This window comes from Wolbachia endosymbiont (group B) of Dolichovespula media (assembly GCF_947179505.1).
Lineage (GTDB): Bacteria > Pseudomonadota > Alphaproteobacteria > Rickettsiales > Anaplasmataceae > Wolbachia.
In genome coordinates, this window is record NZ_CAMXBR010000003.1 from 77007 (window position 1) to 90675 (window position 13669).

The following is a 13669-nucleotide window of genomic DNA, read 5'->3' on the forward strand; positions in this document are numbered from 1 at the left end:
AATAAGGAGAAAAAGAATGCAAAATCCATTTACAAATACAGCATTTAGCATGACGGCACTAACAAATGCGATGAATATATTGCCGATAAATTATGGACGTGTTGGAAATTTAAATTTATTTCCAAGTAGATCAGTAAGATTTAGACATATTACGATAGAAGAACACAACGGAGTGTTAAGTTTACTACCAACGCAGTTACCCGGAGCACCAGCAACAGTAGGAAAAAGAGGAAAAAGAAAAGTAAGAACATTTACGATTCCACATATTCCTCATGATGATGTAGTGTTACCAGAAGAAGTACAGGGAATAAGAGCATTTGGATCAGAGAGTGAACTGAAAGCGCTGGCAGACGTAGTAACTGACCATTTACAGCTAATGAGAAACAAACACGCAATAACATTAGAGCATTTACGAATGGGAGCGCTGAAAGGAATAATTTTAGATGCTGACGGGTCAGAATTATTAAATCTGTACAACGAATTTGAAATCACGCCAAAAGTAGTAAATTTTGCACTAGGAACAGCAACAACAGATGTAAAGCGTAAGTGTATGGAAGTACTCCGGCATATAGAAGATAATCTAAGTGGTGAATATATGACAGGAGTACATGCTCTGGTAAGTCCTGAATTTTTTGATGCATTAACCTCTCACCAAAAAGTAAAAGAAGCATATGAAAGATGGCAAGAAGGAGCAGCACTTCGAAATGATATGAGATCAGGATTTACGTTCTGTGGAATTACATTTGAGGAATATAGAGGGCAAGCAACTGATCCTGAAGGAACCGTAAGAAGATTTATTGAGAAAGATACAGGTCACTGTTTTCCACTAGGAACAGCAAGCACATTTACAACATATTTTGCACCAGCAGATTTTAATGAGACGGTAAACACACCAGGACAGCCACTATATGCAAAGCAAGAACCAAGAAGATTTGATAGAGGAACAGATTTACATACGCAGTCAAATCCATTGCCAATGTGCCATAGACCTGGCGTATTAGTAAAAGTCGCTATAGCATAACATACTGGTAGAGTAACTACAAGGTGGTGAGGCACAGAACGACTCTACCGATATGCGCTTTCTTAGCATGTAAAGGTTAGTATATCAAAAAGAAATATGCAAGAGAATATTAAGCGATTATTAGAAGATTGTTTTGCCCATTTAGGAGAAGTGGCTTTGTATAAATCAAAGGATAAGTCATACATGGTACAAGTATTAAAGCAACAGCCAGATAAATTATACGAGATTGGTGAAGGACAATTTGTGGAAGAAACTTTAGCGTTAGAAGTAAGTGCGTTTGATGTGTTAAAGCCAATAGTGGGAGATGTTTTTGTTATAGGTGATCGAAGATATAAAGTACACTCACCGCCACTTAGAGACAAGTCTGGAATAACGTGGAAAATAAAAGCGTCTGGGGTGTAAAATGTCTGTTCATATAGAAGTTGAGGTAATAGAAAGTGTAAATGCTAAAAGAAGAAAAGTAGAATTAGCAACGGTAAAGGCATTAAACAAAACGGCACTATGGTTAAAAGCGCAAGCAGCTAAGGAAATCAGTGAGGAAAAGAAGATAAAATTAAGTTTGATAAGAAAGAGATTAAGAATTTTTAAGGCAAAAACTAGCAGATTAGACGTGTTAATTAGAGCAAATTTGTATGATATTAGAGTATCAGCAATGGGCAAGATGAGACAAACAAAAAGAGGTACAAAAATAGGAAAACATGAGTTTATAGGAGCGTTTACTGCAACAATGCCAAGAGGAAATAGTGGTGTTTTTAGGCGTGAAGGAAGAAAAGCTTTGCCAATACAAGAGGTAAAATTAGGACTGGAGCCAGAAGCATCAAAAATAATAAAGGAGCTAGTTAATTATGAGTTTGAAAGGATGTTTGGAAAGTTCTTTGAACGTGAATTGAACTATATTACAAGAAATGTATGAATTTTAAAGATTTGCATAATGCAATCTGCACTACGCTGAAGAGAGAAATATCATCGATACAGACATGCGAAGTATATCCAGCAATAAGAAAAGAATTAGTAGCACCAGCGGTTTTTGTGGAGCTTAGCGGATTTGAAAAGGGACATGATCCTGGAACAGAAGAGTTAGCACTAAAAGTAAGATTTGAGGCAAGGATTGTAGTTGATGGAACAGTCGAGTATTCCTCGTTAGTTGTAAGGTCATTAGCAGCAGAAGTAGCAAGAGTAGTAAATAAAAATACTTGGAATGTGGAAAATGTTTCACCTGCTGAATTTATCTCTGCGGAAGTTGACGGATTTAGGCCAGAGCTAGATGCTTATCTTGTGTGGCTAGTTGAATGGGTTCATGAGGTACACTCGGGTAAATCAGTATGGTCAACTGGCATAATGCCACATGTTATTGATATAGGTGAAGTGCATGTTAGACCATAGTTTTGCAATTTCAGAGCTAAATAGAAAAGTAGCGAATATCATTCGTATAGGAGTTGTAAAAGAAATAGATTATGAAAAAGCAAAAGTAAGAGTAAAAATAGGTGAACTTTTAACAGATTTTCTTCCATGGATAACTTCTAGAGCAGGAGAGGAAAGAAGCTGGCTACCACCAAGCATAAATGAACAGGTAGTAATATTGTCACCATTGGGAGAGTTATCATTAGGAGTAGTACTGTCTGGAATATATCAACAGAAGTATGCTGCACCAGAGAATAAAAAGGAAATAAATAGTGTAAAATTTCAGGATGGGACAAAGTTTACATATGATAAAGGGAAGCATCATTTAGAGATTGAAGTAGTGGACAAAATAACACTGAAGGCTGGGGAATCGAGTATAGAAATGACAAAAGATAGTATTAAATTAAAAGCAAGAAGAGTAGATTTAAATTGATATATATGAGTAAAGCAGTTGTTTGCATAGGAGATCATTGTACAGGTATGCCGATTCATGTCTGTGTGAGCGGGAGTGAAGATGTATTTGTTAATGGTAGACCTGCTTGTCGTAAGGGTGATATCTTGAGTATTGGGGAAACACTAACGCAAGGATCAAACAACGTATTTGTAAATGGTATTGGTGTAGCGAGAACAGGTGATGTGGCATCCTGTAGTTTTCAAATAGTAAGTAAAAATCAAAGTGTGTTTTCAAAATAAAAAAATTAAAATAGTCGAAAAATGAAAGGAATGGACGCTAAAACAGGTAAAGAATTAGAGGGAATAGAACATCTGAAACAATCGATAATTGATATATTGACCACTCCTATTAACAGTAGAATAATGAGAAGAGATTATGGCTCAAGACTATTTGAATTAGTAGATAAGCCAATAAATAGGGATTTAACTTTGGAAATTTACGCATCAACTGCAGAAGCACTGGGGAAATTTGAGAAGAGATTTAAGTTAGAAAAAGTAAAAGTTGAAGGAGTAAAAGAAGGAAAAGTGACGCTTGATCTAGAAGGATTGTATCTGCCAATGGGAAGAAAGATTCGCTTCGATGGGGTTGTAGTATAAAGATGCAGCAGCCAAATATTATTGAATCACTGAGCTTTGAGGAAATCTTTTCGAGAATGAAGGAAGAGTTAGTAAAGCGAGATGCAAGTTTTACAGGATTGGTGGAAAGTGATCCAGCAATGAAGGTATTAGAAGTAGCAGCATGGCGAGAACTTTTGCTTAGAGAAAGAATAAATGAAGCAGTAAAGAGTAACTTACTTAAATTTGCGACAGGAGAAGATCTTGATAATTTGGCTGAGTTTTATGGAGTAGAGAGAGAAAAAGAAGAAGAGGATGAAAGATTTAGAAAGAGGGTAAAAGCAAAAATAGCAGGTTGGTTAACAGGAGGAAGTAAGGAATATTATAAATATCATGCACTGTCAGCAGATAGTAGAGTAAAAGATGCACTAGTGGAATCAACTATACCAGGGAAAGTACAAATCTCAATCTTATCAACACAATTATCCATAACTGGCATAGCGTTAGAAGAGCTACTAGAAATTGTAAAAAAGCAGGTTACTAGAGATGATATAAGGGTTTTAACCGATACAGTAACAGTAATTGGCTGCAATATTATGGAAATAGATATCCACAGTAGAATGAGCATAAGTCCTTTAATATCAGAGGAAGAAATCAAGAAGCAGTTTATTAAGAAGTTTGAATTAGCAAAAAGATTAGGGTGGAGTGTAACAAGATCATGGATAATAGCGAATCTATTTGTAGATGGTGTAGAAAATGTGGAATTGATCGAGCCAAGAGAGGATGTTGTGGTTCTGGGAAATGAATCTGCAAATTTGAAAAATTTAAAGATTGAGTTGAATTAATGTTATTACCCCCAAACGCAACAAAGCAAGAGCAAGCACTGGTTGATGCAACAGATTATAAGGTTGATCCGAGCTGTATCAGAGGATTTAAGTTTAGTCTTAAAGATGAAATACTGCCGTGGATAATAGAAGAATATGGTTTAGAAGAAATACTGCGCTGGGTAAAAGATAGAAGAAAAGCCGTAATAGAAGGAGTAAAATTTCAAAGACTGAGAGGAACTCCAGCATCACTAAAAGTAGCACTAAAATGGGCAAATATAGAAGATATTACAATCATCGAAGAACCACCTGGTAAACACTTCTTTGAATTACAAATAGGAATAAAAGATGTTCCAAATGACTTTTTTGTAGATGCAGTAGTAGAACTTGCAAAACTATCGTTACCAGCAAGATCGCGGCTAATGAGGATTTTCAATGATCACTATAACGTTGATAGGTTTATTTTAGATGAAAGTTTATTTGGAAGTTTGTTATCAGACTACTCTGGTATAAAAGTTGAAAAAAATGGGCCAGTGTTATCGTTTGGAAGAATAAATTTTTTCAGCTCTAGAGGTCCGTTAGTAGAGATTGTAGACAACTATTTAAGAGAGCATTATGAACAAACATTTAGTAATGACATATATCGATTAGATGTAGCAGTACTTGGAGAAACAGAGCCTCACACAAAGGATTACAAAGGCATTTATGAAAGAAGTCATCAGTGGTATAACGTAAAAGCACTATATCCATTACCACAAAGTTTATTACCAGAAATTAAGTTTGCGAAAGCACAGATTGTACTGTCAGATAGCTGGAAATTAGGAGAAATAAATAGCTGTTTTCCTCTTTGTTATCAAGAAGAGATAGGAGGCACACTTTTCCTTGGTAATGATAAACTTTCTGATCAGCTATGGAACTTGGAATACACACCAATTTTGGAAAGATTTAATATCAGCTATGAATATGAAGCAAAGAATCTTACTGATCAAAAGGTTGCGAAAGCTAATTTAACGGAATATCACGTTAGTTGCAAAAATGATAGAAGTTCAGGAAAAGAAGATTCAATACACGAATTAGAAAATTACATTTTAGTGTTTTACCCAGGAGTACTGAAGTGGCATGAACATCGACATTTGCACAGAAGTTGGAAAAATAGTCAAGTAATATCTCTAATAAGTTAAATACTTATATTTAGATCCTCATATATTATATTAATAATAGGTTAAAATGTATGAAATAAAAAGAAAAGGACTTGCTTTCTCATGCTAAAAAGGACATGACTTGAATAGCGGCAGGTAAATATAAGAAATTTGTCTGGTGCTAGAAAAGCTAATTTTGTGAGGTAAGTATGAAGTTTAGCAAGAGTAAGTTTTTTAAAGAAGTATCAAGTAAAAACATTAATAAAAGAAATGAAGAAGGAGAGACGATCTTGCATCAAGCAGTAGAAATCTCTGATTACAAAACAGTGAAATTATTAATAAAAAAAGGATCAGAGGTAAATGCAAGAGATAAAAAGGGTTATACACCACTACACTGTGCAGTATTTGCGAAAAGCTTAGAAAATGTAAAAGTGCTGCTAAGGTCGGGAGCAGAAGTAAATGCCACTCAATATGTCAGTGGATGTACGCCACTGCACTCTGCGTGCAAAGGAGCAGGAGTTGAAATAATAAAAGAGCTAGTAGAAGCAGGGGCTGAAATTAATCAACTAAATAAGTATGGTGCAACACCAATGTATTATATATGGGAAAGTGAAAAGTATTCTCTGTGTGATAGTAAAGAAAGTGAAAAGGCGAGCAAATTTCTGAGAGAAAAAGGTGGAATAACAAAAAGCAGAGAACTGACGTGCTATGGAATAGAGAGGCTAGTAGGAGAAATAGCAGACATGTTGAATGGGAGCTATATGCCGGAGCTAAAAATAATAGAGATAGGAGAAATAAGGAAGAAAGATAAATCACTAATAAAGGAAGAATGTGAAAATTTAGCAAGCAAAATAATGAGCCAAGTAAGTGAAATGATAGATGAGGTGGTGAAAAGGAGGGCTTAAAGAAGGGGTTTAAATTCAGAGAAAAGGTGAGGTAGGTCATGAGTAAAAAAGGAAAAGAGGAGTCACTATTAGAGAACTCATTTAAAAATATTTATGCAAGAGACAGAATAGCTCTGCATTACGCGGTAGACGCAAAAACAGTGAAGTTATTAGTTGAAAAAGGAGCGAATGTGAATGTAGCAGATGCGGAAGGATATACAGCACTGCATCTAGCGGTAACGGAGAAACGTCTAGAAACCGTGAGAGAATTGATAAAATCAGGAGGGAATGTAAATGCGGAAGAATATGGAAATAAATGCACTCCATTGCACCTTGCATGTATGGTGGGGAAAGTGGAAATAGTGGAGGAGCTAGTAAAAGCAGGGGCTGAAATAGAGCAAGCAGATAAATTTGGAATGACAGCAATGGATTATGCGAAAAATAGCAAAGAGATAACCGAGATATTGAAGAAAGAAACGGACAGAATTGAAAAGTTATTTGAACAAATAGAACCTTCTATGAGAGGCTGAAAATATGGAAAGAGAAACAGAAAAGAAAGTAATGAATTTAGAGAGAAAACCTTTGGGTGAGCTGAGAAAAACGTGGAAGAAGGTATTTGGGGAAGAGGCACCTAAACACTCAAAGAAATATCTGATACCTAGATTAGCGTATAGAATGCAGGAGGAAGCTTATGGAAAAATGTCAAGAAAAGGAGCAAAAAGACTAGAGTATCTAGCAGATCAACTAGAGAAGGGAAAAAGAATAAGTAGTGACAAACTTCCAGTAGCAGGAACAGAGCTAATATTAGAGAGAGGAGAAGAGATGCATGCAGTAATGGTAACAGATAAGGGTTTAATCTACAGAGAAGAATTTTTTACGTCATTGTCAGCAGTAGCCGGAAAAATAATGGGAATGAGTTACAACGGCCCTTTATTATTTGGAATGGTGAAAAAAATGGAAGTTGAAAATGCTAAAAGAAGTAAGATGTGCAATATATACGAGAAAGTCAAATGAGGATGGACTAGAACAAAAGTTTAACAGTCTTGATGCGCAACGAGTAGCATGTGAAAAGTATATAAAGAGCAAAGAAGGCTGGGTAGCATTGGCAAAAAAGTACGATGATGGAGGATATTCAGGAAAAAATTTAGAAAGACCAGCGATAAAGGAATTATTTGAAGATGTCAGAGGAGGAGAGATAGACTGTGTAGTAGTATATACACTAGATAGGTTATCAAGAGAAACAAAAGACAGCATAGAAGTAACGTCATTTTTTAGAAGGCACCGAGTAAATTTTGTAGCAGTAACACAGATATTTGACAATAATACGCCAATGGGAAAATTCGTACAGACAGTATTATCAGGAGCAGCACAACTAGAAAGAGAGATGATAGTAGAGAGAGTAAAAAATAAAATAGCAACATCAAAAGAACAAGGTTTATGGATGGGAGGAACTTTACCGCTTGGGTATGATGTAAAAGATAAGGAATTAATAATAAATGAAAAAGAAGCAAAAACAGTGCAGCATATATTTGAAAGATATTTGGAGCTGAAGTCAATGGCAGAGTTGGCAAGAGAGTTAAACAGGGAAGGATACCGAACAAAAGCAAAAACGGATATCTTTAAAAAAGCAACGGTGAGAAGAATAATAACAAATCCAATATATGTGGGAAAGATAAGACATTATGACAAACAGTATGAGGGAAAGCATGAAGCAATAATAGAAGAGGAAAAGTGGAAAAAAGCACAAGAATTGATAAGTAATCAACCGTATCGAGGAGTAAAATATGAGGAAGCGCTACTAAAGGGAATAATTAAATGTAAGAGCTGTAGTGTAAATATGACACTGACATACTCAAAAAAAGAAAATAAAAGGTACCGATATTATGTATGCAACAATCACTTAAGGGGAAAGAATTGTGAATCAGTAAATCGAACAATAGTAGCAGGAGAAGTAGAAAAAGAAGTGATGAGAAAAGCGGAGCAGATATATGAAAATTGGAGAGAAAAGACCGAAGAAAAATGGGAAAATTTAAATTTTGGAAAGCAGAAAGAAGTAGTGAAAAAGTTAATAAAAGGAGTAATGATAAAAGAAGATGGAATAGAGGTGAGTTTAGAGGATAAGGTGGAATTTATACCAATAAAAAAGAAAGGAAAGAAATGCACAGTAACTGAGCCAGAAGGCAAAACAAACAATGCACTACTGAAAGCAGTGGTAAGAGCCCATCTGTGGAAACGGCAACTAGAAGAGGGAAAATACGAAAGTGTGAAGGAGCTGAGTGCCAAAATTAATATAGGTACAAGACGTATACAGCAAATTTTGAGGCTGAATTATTTAGCACCAAAGATTAAAGAAGACATAGTAAATGGGAGGCAGCCAAGAGATTTGAGGTTAGCTGAATTAAGGGAAATACCGATGCTTTGGGGTGAGCAATTGAAGAAATTTTACGGCTCAGCATCGTAACGTTTATAAAAACAACAATATGAAAAAACATCGAAAAAAGTATGTGCCAGAAAATTAAAAAAGGTTATTGCAAAAGGAGCTACTACAAAGAGCCACACAAAAGATGCTGAAATTGATATAGAAAAGTAAGTCAATGTTACAGAATCAATTATGTGAAAATATCAATATAAGTGATGAAGATTTTAGTATGTTAGATGCAATAATGGTAGAAAATGATCCAATTTTAGCTGCATATTTTAATAGTAGACCTGGAGTGTAAAAGGCAGCCCAGCCAATTGTATGTTCCATATCCTCATTTTGTAGCCAGCTTAAAAACAACATAAAAGAGTATTCTTAGAAGACATTGGTACGAACTCCTTAACCTATAAATTATAGTAGTTTATATTTAAATAATAATCTTCAACTTTTTTAGCAAATCAATCTACCTAGAAACTTCTCTCCTAGGATCAGAAGTCCTTCTTAACTCTTCACGTTCTGTCCATTTGTTGTTAGACTCGCTTATTACTTCAGGACGTATTAAATATCCACCAGATCTTTCAAAATATCCTTGCTCAATAGCATCGTAGACCCTATCTCCACCAAGTAAGCAACTCTCACCTAATTCTTCTTCATAACCTTTGAATTTTTCCAATACTTCCTCTTTATTACTCGCTTCTACTATAATTTTGCTTTTATCTTGTACGTCAGGATACAGTTTAACGTCTATCTTTCCCAAACTAGTATAGAAAGTCAGTACTATATTGCCCGTAAGGTTAGTATAATTTCTTATCCCATCTTCCGTTATAATTTCTACCTCACTTTCACCGATTGCTATTACATCTCTTCTAGATTCTATACTTCCATGAGTTAAATTTGCTTCATTTATGATTTTCGCAACCTCAACTACACTACTTTCTGAATATTCCAAATAGAGAATAGAGTTATCCACTTTTACATTTTTCACCTTGCCAGTAGTTGCACTTTTAACAATTTCCATAAATTTCAAACTACGCTTTGCATAACTTTTATAGGCTTTTACCATATTAGCTTTGTGGCTTTTAAACTCTTCTAGTTCATCAATGACAAGGATGCTGCTTATAGTATGTAGTACTACTCCTTTTGATACTAAGTTACATACTATACGACTAGCAACCTCTACATCACTTGCAATTCTAGAGTTCTTTTTTAATTCACTAATTTTTCTTATTATACAATCTGCAAAGCCATATTTACTCTCATATTTCTTGTCATATAAACTTCCTGACACAGCAAAGTTCAGCATTACTCCTGCTTCTATAGCTCTTTTTACAACTTGCTCTAACTCGTTCATGTTTTCGGCTGCATTGGCCATATCTAAAAAAGTTTTCAATTCCTCCCGTTGGTTTAATATTAAAATGTCCCATAAAGTGGAAGCTTTAGGTAAATGTTCTTTGTCCTTCCATCCTTTGTAATCAATTGCTCCTGCTTCTAACAGTAACCTTTCTGCTTCTTTAAAACGAATTTTATCACCATAACAAGCATCTCTAATCTTTTGAAAAATACGAGACTTTCCTTTGCAATCACGAAGATTTAAAATCTCTTTAAGACCTTCATTTCCTCTGTGCTGATTTAAAAACTCTCTTAGTTGATTAGTGTCAAGGCTATGACCGCAAATATCTTCTAAATGGCTTTTTGCTCTCATTTGCTCCTGAGTTAAAAAGATTTGTTCTAAAATATTCACTTCAAAAGGTTTTTTGTTAATAATTACAATATCTAGAGGAGTTTTTCCTTGTTTATCAGGTTGATTACGTGCTCCTTTGTTCAGAAGTAAAGGTATATTTAAAGTATTATAATAAGCAGCATAGTGCAAAGGTGTTTGTCCTTCACTGTCAACTATGTTAGGATCAGCTCCAGCCTTTAAAAGTAAAGTTATAAATGCTCCAACTGCCCAGGCCATATCTTTTTCTACTGCCAAACGCTCCATACTTTGTATTACATGCAGTATTGTCAACTTGGACTTTCCTCTTTGAAGATTGAGAACAATCTTTAGATCATCATTACTTTTGTTGTCTTGTAAAAAATTCTCAAACCTTGTAATGTTACAAAATGGAAAGTCTTTTAGGAGACTTAACAACGCCTTATTCAAATTTTTTTGGCCCTCTTTTAATAAGTCAGGTGCACCTGAAGACCACTCAGATATTAAATTATTGAATTCTTCCCTTTTTATAATAGAGATCAAAGAGCTGTTATCACTAAGCAGCAATGAGTATTTAAGTGATTCATATTCATCATCTACTTGCTCTTCTTTCTGTTTCGCTTCTCTCTTCTCCAAATTATCTATATCACCATCTTTAATGAGTGCAATTAAATACTTCAAAAATTCAACATTTCTATTTTCCAGTAAGGGACATGCTCCATTCTTCATAAGAATCGAGATCATTTTTGTATTTCGGCCAGCCAAGTATAATGGAGTCCTACCTTTTTCATCTACTGCATTAACATCAGCCCCATTATTTATTAGGTGCTCTACTATTTTTGTTTTGTTACCCAAGATAGCATAATGCAAAGGAGTACTTCCATCATTATATTTCTTCCTAACACTTGCCCCATTCTTTATCAGGACCTCTACCATTCGTGTATTTCTATGCAAGATAGCATAATATAATGGATCACGATCGTATCTATTTGTTTTAGCTTCTCTTCTACTTTTCTGAACACATTACTCTCACTTAAACCAACGTCAGTATCAATAGAAGCTAGTATTTCTTCCAACTTATCAAAACTCATAACTCTCCTCATTTTAAAACTCCATATTTTATTATTATATACTTGACATAAAAAACAAGAGCTATGTAACACTTACTCTTAAGGTGTAACTGGTTCTGGTAAATTTTGTCTCCCTATTTCATATTCATTTAGCTTAGTACTAGGCTTTAATATTGCATATGTAATGCCACTAGCAATGGCTCCAACTATCAATGCAGCAATAACTAATATTGATAAACTTATATGAGTAACAATACATCCAATGGTTACTGTCAACGTGGCTATTACACCTACAGAGAAACCGGTCTTTATTGCTCTTGAAGTTTCAGAATGCTTCTTTTTTTGAAAATTAAGATACTCAACAATATTTTTGTGGCCGCTTCTATCAGCTAAATCCAGGGGAGTATTACAATCAACGTCCTTTACATCAATAGTAGCCTTTTTTTCCTCTACAAGATATTGAACTATGTCTGAGTATTACAACATAAACTTGTCAAACTTTTTCGGACTTAACTTGCCAGCTCCTCTACCAGGGAACGCTTTCTCTACATATGAGCTTAAAATCCCTGAAATCTCATTAAATTTACCACTCATGACTTTTCTAGTAATCTCTTTTTGCATTCCCATATAATCAATATTTAACCGGTGCATTGATACACCACTTTTTAATCCAGCTTGCTCTACTACTTTCTCAAATCTCTTTGTAATATTGCGTGCATATCCCTGTGCTTCTAGTGGAGATATAGACTGATCTACTGTAGAAACATACTTTTGACCTGTAACTTTTCTAATGAGCATGTCAAGTAACATTATCGTACCATTTACATCCATTTTTGCATTTACTTGTGAGATTGGACTTGGAGTGCTCTCAGGTTTAGAACTTAACAATCCACTTACAGAGCTTTTTACCCAGCCAAATAAATCATTTATAGCTCTTTTTACAATAATCCGAACAGATCGTAATATGCTACTGGCCTGCTATAGCCATCAACACATATCTTATCTCATTCGGACTATTATAAGAAAAGCTATAATTTTAGGTATTCTTGTTGGGTTTTTCCCACTTGATAGGAGCTTTCCTGAAATTTTTTCATCAGCAATGCGACAAAAATCTTCTATGAAACAGTAAAGTTCTGTAATATCTTTTTTCATGGGTAACCTCTTAATTATTGCTAAAATACTCGAGTTTACCCTATTTCCTTCTTTATTAATTCTACTTTTATCTATTTTCTAATCCATAACTGGGGTCATTAAGTTAATATCTCAAGATAGTTTCTAAAAAATTTACTACTATGCTTATGGTTTTGGAGTATGATGAATTTTTCTTCTTTAGTATTACTTGGCTTTATTTTAGTTCAAAAGAGGTCATTTGAAGCATTTGGTGTTTCTATTGGAGCATTTTGGGTTTCTTGCTAGTTTCTTACACGTAGATTAAGTATATTAGGATTATTATTATCTTCTTTGTCTAAAATTGTAATAAATATACGTGTGATTAATAGAGGTTCTTATAACTTACTTGTTAGATTAAGTTGTGTCTATTACACATTCTTAGATTGAAAGATAAATCCTCCAGAAACGATGTTAATTTTCTGCTATTTCTCATGAATATTAGTTTGTATCTCAAGTTCGTTCACCTATTACTGTCTTGTTTTTACTTTCAATATTTACCTCTCTCACCTCGGTATTAGGTTCTTTAATATTGGAGGCAGAAAAACACTCACTACTTTGCTTACCTCTATGCATTGAAAATGATGTCCCTATCCACTTTTCAATACCATTGACTGCTTCATTAAACCTTTTTATATCTACGTTGTCTAGAAGTTCAAAGACTTGTAGAGAAACTTCCTCTGGAACTAACACTGGTAAATTACCAGAAACTTGTTCCAACAAATCCAGTATTTCTATCACTGATTTATTTTTACTCTCTATTAGGTAAGCAAGGATAGGAAATTCACTTTTAGCTTCTTCTAACTTGCTTTCCATATCTTTCTCTCGTAGAGAAGATGCTAATTTATTGGACTCCTTACTTGTCAGAACGTTATTCAGAATATTATAAAGAAAAGCTTTTGGTGGAAATACCTTGTGTAAATTACTCGAACCTTGTTCTAGTAAATCAAGTCTTCCTTTCCCTTTTTGATATTGACTTTCTATTCGTTCAGCAAAGATGGGAAATTCACTTTTAGCTTTTTCTAACTTTTCTCTCATAT

The 13669-nt window shown here is 34.5% G+C and carries 19 protein-coding genes and 1 pseudogene; 14 read left to right on the forward strand and 6 right to left on the reverse strand.

The window, feature by feature from the left end; all coding sequences use genetic code 11:
• Positions 1-16: 16 nt before the first annotated feature.
• The 14 genes from OM967_RS02905 to OM967_RS02970 all read left to right on the forward strand — a co-directional run bounded on the left by OM967_RS02905 (position 17) and on the right by OM967_RS02970 (position 8997).
• Entirely contained in the window at positions 17-1021 is a 1005-nt protein-coding gene (locus OM967_RS02905; RefSeq protein WP_264337592.1) for a major capsid protein, read from the forward strand.
• A 96-nt stretch (positions 1022-1117) separates the two neighbouring features.
• Complete coding sequence (locus OM967_RS02910) at positions 1118-1423, forward strand: head-tail joining protein (RefSeq protein ID WP_262986521.1); 306 nt, start codon at positions 1118-1120, stop codon at positions 1421-1423.
• A 1-nt stretch (position 1424) separates the two neighbouring features.
• The gene (locus OM967_RS02915; RefSeq protein ID WP_264337593.1) at positions 1425-1934 is read left to right on the forward strand and encodes a phage tail protein; all 510 of its coding nucleotides are present in this window, start codon (positions 1425-1427) and stop codon (positions 1932-1934) included.
• Positions 1931-2404 (forward strand): hypothetical protein, encoded by a 474-nt coding sequence (locus OM967_RS02920; RefSeq protein WP_264337594.1) that lies wholly within the window; start codon positions 1931-1933, stop codon positions 2402-2404. The genes OM967_RS02915 and OM967_RS02920 overlap by 4 nt, the downstream gene beginning before the upstream one ends.
• Entirely contained in the window at positions 2391-2855 is a 465-nt protein-coding gene (locus OM967_RS02925) for a phage baseplate assembly protein V (protein ID WP_141456719.1), read from the forward strand. The genes OM967_RS02920 and OM967_RS02925 overlap by 14 nt, the downstream gene beginning before the upstream one ends.
• Positions 2856-2860: 5 nt before the next feature.
• Positions 2861-3115: a PAAR domain-containing protein gene (locus OM967_RS02930; protein ID WP_065095513.1), complete on the forward strand. Its 255-nt coding sequence runs from the start codon at positions 2861-2863 to the stop codon at positions 3113-3115.
• Positions 3116-3136: 21 nt separating this feature from the next.
• Positions 3137-3472 carry a GPW/gp25 family protein gene (locus OM967_RS02935; RefSeq protein WP_262986416.1) on the forward strand — a complete coding sequence of 112 codons (336 nt, stop codon included), beginning with the start codon at positions 3137-3139 and terminating at the stop codon, positions 3470-3472.
• A gap of 2 nt (positions 3473-3474) precedes the next feature.
• Positions 3475-4275: a baseplate assembly protein gene (locus tag OM967_RS02940; protein WP_264337595.1), complete on the forward strand. Its 801-nt coding sequence runs from the start codon at positions 3475-3477 to the stop codon at positions 4273-4275.
• Positions 4275-5435 carry a phage tail protein gene (locus OM967_RS02945; protein ID WP_262986419.1) on the forward strand — a complete coding sequence of 387 codons (1161 nt, stop codon included), beginning with the start codon at positions 4275-4277 and terminating at the stop codon, positions 5433-5435. Before OM967_RS02940 ends, OM967_RS02945 begins: the two co-directional genes overlap by 1 nt.
• 167 nt (positions 5436-5602) lie before the next feature.
• The gene (locus OM967_RS02950; protein WP_264337596.1) at positions 5603-6298 is read left to right on the forward strand and encodes an ankyrin repeat domain-containing protein; all 696 of its coding nucleotides are present in this window, start codon (positions 5603-5605) and stop codon (positions 6296-6298) included.
• A 38-nt stretch (positions 6299-6336) separates the two neighbouring features.
• On the forward strand, positions 6337-6807 hold the full coding sequence (locus OM967_RS02955) for an ankyrin repeat domain-containing protein (protein WP_264337597.1): 471 nt from the start codon (positions 6337-6339) through the stop codon (positions 6805-6807).
• 4 nt (positions 6808-6811) lie between these two features.
• The gene (locus tag OM967_RS02960; protein WP_264337598.1) at positions 6812-7291 is read left to right on the forward strand and encodes a DUF2924 domain-containing protein; all 480 of its coding nucleotides are present in this window, start codon (positions 6812-6814) and stop codon (positions 7289-7291) included.
• Positions 7245-8738 (forward strand): recombinase family protein, encoded by a 1494-nt coding sequence (locus OM967_RS02965; RefSeq protein ID WP_264337599.1) that lies wholly within the window; start codon positions 7245-7247, stop codon positions 8736-8738. The genes OM967_RS02960 and OM967_RS02965 overlap by 47 nt, the downstream gene beginning before the upstream one ends.
• Positions 8739-8871: 133 nt before the next feature.
• A complete protein-coding gene (locus OM967_RS02970; protein ID WP_264337600.1) occupies positions 8872-8997 on the forward strand; it encodes a hypothetical protein in 126 nt (41 codons plus the stop codon).
• 162 nt (positions 8998-9159) lie between these two features.
• On the opposite strand, the gene OM967_RS02975 is transcribed toward OM967_RS02970, so the two are convergent.
• The 6 genes and pseudogenes from OM967_RS02975 to OM967_RS03000 form a co-directional block, all read right to left on the reverse strand.
• Positions 9160-11328, reverse strand: coding sequence for an ankyrin repeat domain-containing protein (locus OM967_RS02975; protein ID WP_264337601.1), 2169 nt, complete (start codon positions 11326-11328; stop codon positions 9160-9162).
• Entirely contained in the window at positions 11322-11483 is a 162-nt protein-coding gene (locus OM967_RS02980; RefSeq protein WP_264337602.1) for a hypothetical protein, read from the reverse strand. The genes OM967_RS02975 and OM967_RS02980 overlap by 7 nt, the downstream gene beginning before the upstream one ends.
• Positions 11484-11561: 78 nt before the next feature.
• Positions 11562-11738, reverse strand: coding sequence for a hypothetical protein (locus tag OM967_RS02985; RefSeq protein ID WP_264337603.1), 177 nt, complete (start codon positions 11736-11738; stop codon positions 11562-11564).
• 201 nt (positions 11739-11939) lie between these two features.
• Positions 11940-12350 carry a latrotoxin-related protein gene (locus OM967_RS02990; protein ID WP_246433180.1) on the reverse strand — a complete coding sequence of 137 codons (411 nt, stop codon included), beginning with the start codon at positions 12348-12350 and terminating at the stop codon, positions 11940-11942.
• Between the two features lie 144 nt (positions 12351-12494).
• A pseudogene (locus OM967_RS02995) lies at positions 12495-12614 on the reverse strand (IS982 family transposase); the annotation flags it as partial.
• A 468-nt stretch (positions 12615-13082) separates the two neighbouring features.
• Positions 13083-13667: a hypothetical protein gene (locus OM967_RS03000; protein WP_264337604.1), complete on the reverse strand. Its 585-nt coding sequence runs from the start codon at positions 13665-13667 to the stop codon at positions 13083-13085.
• Positions 13668-13669 lie beyond the last annotated feature (2 nt).

Excerpts from the sequence above, each read along its gene's own strand:
- OM967_RS02950 (WP_264337596.1), top strand. The coding sequence starts at position 5,603 with ATGAAGTTTAGCAAGAGTAAGTTTTTTAAAGAAGTATCAAGTAAAAAC.
- OM967_RS02935 (WP_262986416.1), top strand. The coding sequence starts at position 3,137 with ATGAAAGGAATGGACGCTAAAACAGGTAAAGAATTAGAGGGAATAGAA.
- OM967_RS02915 (WP_264337593.1), top strand. The coding sequence starts at position 1,425 with ATGTCTGTTCATATAGAAGTTGAGGTAATAGAAAGTGTAAATGCTAAA.
- OM967_RS02920 (WP_264337594.1), top strand. The coding sequence starts at position 1,931 with ATGAATTTTAAAGATTTGCATAATGCAATCTGCACTACGCTGAAGAGA.
- OM967_RS02975 (WP_264337601.1), bottom strand. The coding sequence starts at position 11,328 with ATGGTAGAGGTCCTGATAAAGAATGGGGCAAGTGTTAGGAAGAAATAT.
- OM967_RS02925 (WP_141456719.1), top strand. The coding sequence starts at position 2,391 with ATGTTAGACCATAGTTTTGCAATTTCAGAGCTAAATAGAAAAGTAGCG.
- OM967_RS02910 (WP_262986521.1), top strand. The coding sequence starts at position 1,118 with ATGCAAGAGAATATTAAGCGATTATTAGAAGATTGTTTTGCCCATTTA.
- OM967_RS02970 (WP_264337600.1), top strand. The coding sequence starts at position 8,872 with ATGTTACAGAATCAATTATGTGAAAATATCAATATAAGTGATGAAGAT.
- OM967_RS02940 (WP_264337595.1), top strand. The coding sequence starts at position 3,475 with ATGCAGCAGCCAAATATTATTGAATCACTGAGCTTTGAGGAAATCTTT.
- OM967_RS02965 (WP_264337599.1), top strand. The coding sequence starts at position 7,245 with ATGCTAAAAGAAGTAAGATGTGCAATATATACGAGAAAGTCAAATGAG.
- OM967_RS02980 (WP_264337602.1), bottom strand. The coding sequence starts at position 11,483 with ATGAGTTTTGATAAGTTGGAAGAAATACTAGCTTCTATTGATACTGAC.
- OM967_RS02955 (WP_264337597.1), top strand. The coding sequence starts at position 6,337 with ATGAGTAAAAAAGGAAAAGAGGAGTCACTATTAGAGAACTCATTTAAA.
- OM967_RS02945 (WP_262986419.1), top strand. The coding sequence starts at position 4,275 with ATGTTATTACCCCCAAACGCAACAAAGCAAGAGCAAGCACTGGTTGAT.
- OM967_RS02960 (WP_264337598.1), top strand. The coding sequence starts at position 6,812 with ATGGAAAGAGAAACAGAAAAGAAAGTAATGAATTTAGAGAGAAAACCT.
- OM967_RS02930 (WP_065095513.1), top strand. The coding sequence starts at position 2,861 with ATGAGTAAAGCAGTTGTTTGCATAGGAGATCATTGTACAGGTATGCCG.
- OM967_RS02905 (WP_264337592.1), top strand. The coding sequence starts at position 17 with ATGCAAAATCCATTTACAAATACAGCATTTAGCATGACGGCACTAACA.
- OM967_RS03000 (WP_264337604.1), bottom strand. The coding sequence starts at position 13,667 with ATGAGAGAAAAGTTAGAAAAAGCTAAAAGTGAATTTCCCATCTTTGCT.